The 3,811-nt window shown below is 28.7% G+C and carries 6 protein-coding genes; 2 read left to right on the forward strand and 4 right to left on the reverse strand.

From position 1 onward, the window contains the following. Nucleotides 1–191: 191 nt before the first annotated feature. The 3 genes from FGK85_RS14715 to FGK85_RS14725 all read right to left on the reverse strand — a co-directional run bounded on the left by FGK85_RS14715 (nt 192) and on the right by FGK85_RS14725 (nt 2,039). Nucleotides 192–614, reverse strand: coding sequence for a hypothetical protein (locus tag FGK85_RS14715; RefSeq protein ID WP_138207872.1), 423 nt, complete (start codon nt 612–614; stop codon nt 192–194). Then, nucleotides 605–1,183: a hypothetical protein gene (locus tag FGK85_RS14720; RefSeq protein WP_138207874.1), complete on the reverse strand. Its 579-nt coding sequence runs from the start codon at nt 1,181–1,183 to the stop codon at nt 605–607. The genes FGK85_RS14715 and FGK85_RS14720 overlap by 10 nt, the downstream gene beginning before the upstream one ends. 97 nt (nt 1,184–1,280) lie before the next feature. Beyond that, nucleotides 1,281–2,039: a hypothetical protein gene (locus tag FGK85_RS14725; protein ID WP_138207876.1), complete on the reverse strand. Its 759-nt coding sequence runs from the start codon at nt 2,037–2,039 to the stop codon at nt 1,281–1,283. Nucleotides 2,040–2,256: 217 nt separating this feature from the next. On the opposite strand from FGK85_RS14725, the gene FGK85_RS15455 reads away from it, so the two are divergent. Both FGK85_RS15455 and FGK85_RS15835 read left to right on the forward strand, forming a co-directional pair. Beyond that, complete coding sequence (locus FGK85_RS15455; protein ID WP_171011452.1) at nt 2,257–2,418, forward strand: hypothetical protein; 162 nt, start codon at nt 2,257–2,259, stop codon at nt 2,416–2,418. Between the two features lie 276 nt (nt 2,419–2,694). After that, nucleotides 2,695–2,847, forward strand: a complete 153-nt coding sequence (locus FGK85_RS15835; RefSeq protein WP_341472492.1) for a RepB family plasmid replication initiator protein — start codon at nt 2,695–2,697, stop codon at nt 2,845–2,847. A gap of 149 nt (nt 2,848–2,996) precedes the next feature. On the opposite strand, the gene FGK85_RS14735 is transcribed toward FGK85_RS15835, so the two are convergent. Continuing rightward, nucleotides 2,997–3,811: transposase (locus FGK85_RS14735; protein WP_138207878.1), on the reverse strand; the 815-nt coding region annotated here is incomplete at its 5' end.

The following is a 3,811-nucleotide window of genomic DNA, read 5'->3' on the forward strand; positions in this document are numbered from 1 at the left end:
ATATTTAGAAAGTATTTTTCTGCGAACGACGAGAAATTTCTCGTCGTTGATAGAAACTAAATTATTTACACATTTATTTGTTCAATTTATTAAAAATGTTTATAATAGAGCATTGTAACTACGTGCTTTAACGTCACGATAATATTAGTGAATTAAAAAAATAGCTAGTGCAATACCACTAGCTATTTTTTTTAATTTTTAATAACAAAATGATTTTCAGTTCCCAAAAACTCTAAACCTTTATCTAAATTTTTTGTAGAACCTGTATTTGTAACATAATATCCATTTACTGGTACATTTAATTTTATATCTATAGGCACTATTACTTTTTTATTGTAAGTAGTATTACTACCTTTACTAGAATTACCTGTTGTTATTGGGAATACTGTTTCTACTTGTGCTATAATGTGTAACTCGGATTTTCCATCTCCTGCATGTGGGTACTTAAGCTTACCTATAAAATGTCCATTATCTCCTGTAACGTTACTACTATATGGTTTAATGGTATCTATCTTACCATTAAATCTATGCACCTTATGGTATATATTTAGCTCTTTTACTTTTGCAGGTTTACCATTTAATTTTACATTATCTAGCTTAACATCTAAATCCAAACATGCGGGGCTACCATCTTCTTTTTTATGCCATTCCGTATATATATATATCTTTGTTTTTTATCTATTATTGCATTATAACTACTTGCCTCCACTGTAAAACCGCTTGGTATCCAATCAAATTGTTGCCAACGATACGTATACGCTACCCAATCATATTGTTGCCATCTGTATGTGTAGGGTGCCCAAACTGCTATAACGTAATAGCTTTTTTCATAATCGTAATTCCATTTGCCAGGCACTTTTTGCCCAGTAGGCCATTCGTTATGTGGCGGAATATAAACTCTATATCCATCAGTATTTGTGGGCCTAGGCAATGGAATTACCCTTCTTTCCCATCTGTATTTAGTTTTACTATGCCATCTAAGCACTCTTTTATATCTTTTATATCTTTTTTCACTATGCCATTTTAATTCCCAACGTGAAGTATCTATCCAACAATTTTTACTTTGTACATTTGCATTAGCATTTATTATTTTACTAGTATTTGCTGCATAACAAGGATTTTGCACAAATATAATTGTTATAAATAAAAACCCTAAAAATATATTCTTAATTTTTTTAAGCATAGGTTTTCCTCCTTTCCAGAGAATTATTATTTCTTATATATACAAAATTTAAAAAATATATAATTTTATTTAAAAAAAATAAAGCCTATTTAAGGCTTTACTTTATAATGCAATATCTATTTATCTGGTATGGGTTCCCGTTTTCACAAATAACTTCTATAAGTGTGCCTTTAGGAAAATTATTTGGATCATACTTTCTAACATTCTTACCACTATCAAGTTCTGTCATTAAAGTATCACCGATATCTTTTGCGTTATATTTTTTCCCATTATCTACAGTTATTCCTGTAGCATCAGCTTTAACTACTTTACTTACTTCATAATGCCACTTCTCTCCATCATAATTATAAGGTTTTGTATAATTGATTAATGCATACTGATTGCTAGCTAAGTCATCAGCACCCATCTTCATAACAATAACATTTTCTAGTTTTCTTAATTTTTCAGTTGGACCACTTATTGAAGCTTCATATTCATTTTTTATGGAACTATCAAAAATCTGCATAACGCCTATGTCTGGTCCCATAAATCCAAATTTTTTACCACCTACCCAAACTACATTGTCATCAAAAGTAAAAGTACCTTTAAATACTTTTATTTTATTATTACCTATAGTTTGAGTTTCCTCTTTATAGTCTTTTACATTTTGTTGTTCTTTAGGTACATATTTTGGTGATGTAGGATCATTGATTTCATCCTTGGTGTTTTCAGCTTTTTTATCTTCTTTTGCCTTTTTACCTTCAACGGTTATTTTGTTAGTAGCTTTACTATCGTCTTTTTTATTACAACCTGCGAAAGTAGCTCCACTTATTGTTAAGGTTAATCCTAAAATTATTGAAATTATTTTTTTACTCATTTTAAACCCTCCCATTTAATTAATAATATGTTTATATATATATCTATATATAATTATTAGCTAAATTTTTAAAATTTTAAACAAAACTATCAAAATAAATTAAATATTTTATATTTGTTAATTATTATAAACGTAAAATAGTTGTGTTATAATACTTATTATAAAATGTTTACAAAAATTGGAAATAATGTTTACGGAAATTTGGGGGTGTTATTACATGGCCAGAGGCAGAAAAAAAGTAGACGGATCATTAAGGGAAGTTATATCTACAAGAATAAGCCAGGAGCAAAAAGAAGTTTTAAATAAAAATGTTTGGATTAAGAAAGATATTGATAAAATGATACGGGATTATTTACAGTCTTTTGTTTTTAAAAATTAAATTTACTTTCAGTTTTAAAGACAACAACATACTAAAACTTAATTTAGAAACTTAACTATTTAATTTTATTAAATAGTTTTTTTCTGCATCTTCCTTGTTGTTGTTTTATATGTTTTAACAATCTTTTTGTTTTAAATGTTTTAGAGGTATTTCAAAGCCAGACATATCAAAGGTTTAAAAATCTAAAAACGAGTTTTCCGTAGCTTAAAAACGAATACGAAAAAATATTTGCGTTTTCGTTTATAAGTGGTATAATAACCCTTAAAAGGCGATTTCATGAATAAGGATTATTTGGTAACTAAAAGCAATTATTTTATAATGAATTCAAGTTATGATCTTAGCCTGCAGGAGCAGAAGTTAATTCTCACGCTCGCAAGCATGGTCCAGCCTGGTCTCTCTAACCCCATAACAGTATTCGACAGTATCTAACGACCATGATAAAATAAGAATATCACATGGAGACCAGCTAGTAAAAGTCAATAAGTTTTTATAAAAATTTTTATTAATAAAAATAGGCATTACAAAAAGTCCATTGAAAAACACGAACAATGGAAAATGACTCCTAATTGTTTTAGCCGTTAGGCTGCGCGAGTTGGTTTATTGTTTAGATACATTTTTGAATGTATTTTGGGGTCGCGTAATTCATACTCTTTTTGGTTTTTAAGAACAGAGAATATGTAGTTAATTAGCTTATGCATTATTGCAACTAAGCCTACTTTTTTCTTTTTATATTTCATATTCTCATTATAGAAATTTAGTAGAACTTTATTTATAGGTTCACCTTTTCTATTCTTACGTATGGATGCTAACGCGACAGCGTATAAGGCTCTACGGCCTATTCTGGTACCTCGTTTAGACATGGCATTTCTGTCACTATTAAACTTACCAGATTGGCTAACAGAAGGATCTAAGCCAAAATAAGCAACTAAGTGCTTAGCTTTAACAAAACCTTTAATATTGCCTATTTCACTCATTATTGTAATGGCAGTTAGTTTTCCAACACCTGGTATTGAATAAAGTAATTGTACATTTTTCTTAAATTCATCAGAGATTCTATTGCTATTCATTAATAGATGAATTTCTGTTAATAGGTTTTGAATTTGGATCTCTAATGATTCTATTACTGAAATAGTATTAATTATTTTTACAAATAAACTTGGTGATTTAAGACCAATGTAAACAGCTTCCTCAGCAGCATCATATAGCTTTTTATAAGTTTTTTCACTATGTGTTAGTCCTTTTTTAGAATTGCTTGAAATGAGGTTGATAAGTTCATCTCTATCAGCATTTATAATTGCTTCAGGACTAGAATACTTTTTTAATATAGCTATTGATGTTTTTCCAGTAATGTCTGAAAATACAGAGCTATAACTAGGAAATATAACTCTTAAAT

The sequence above is a fragment of the Haloimpatiens lingqiaonensis genome (assembly GCF_901447495.1).
GTDB classification, from domain to species: Bacteria; Bacillota; Clostridia; order Clostridiales; family Clostridiaceae; genus Haloimpatiens; species Haloimpatiens lingqiaonensis.

Coding starts and splice junctions, on each gene's coding strand:
- FGK85_RS14725 (WP_138207876.1), bottom strand. CDS start 2,039: ATGAGTAAAAAAATAATTTCAATAATTTTAGGATTAACCTTAACAATA.
- FGK85_RS15835 (WP_341472492.1), top strand. CDS start 2,695: ATGAATAAGGATTATTTGGTAACTAAAAGCAATTATTTTATAATGAAT.
- FGK85_RS14720 (WP_138207874.1), bottom strand. CDS start 1,183: ATGCTTAAAAAAATTAAGAATATATTTTTAGGGTTTTTATTTATAACA.
- FGK85_RS15455 (WP_171011452.1), top strand. CDS start 2,257: ATGGCCAGAGGCAGAAAAAAAGTAGACGGATCATTAAGGGAAGTTATA.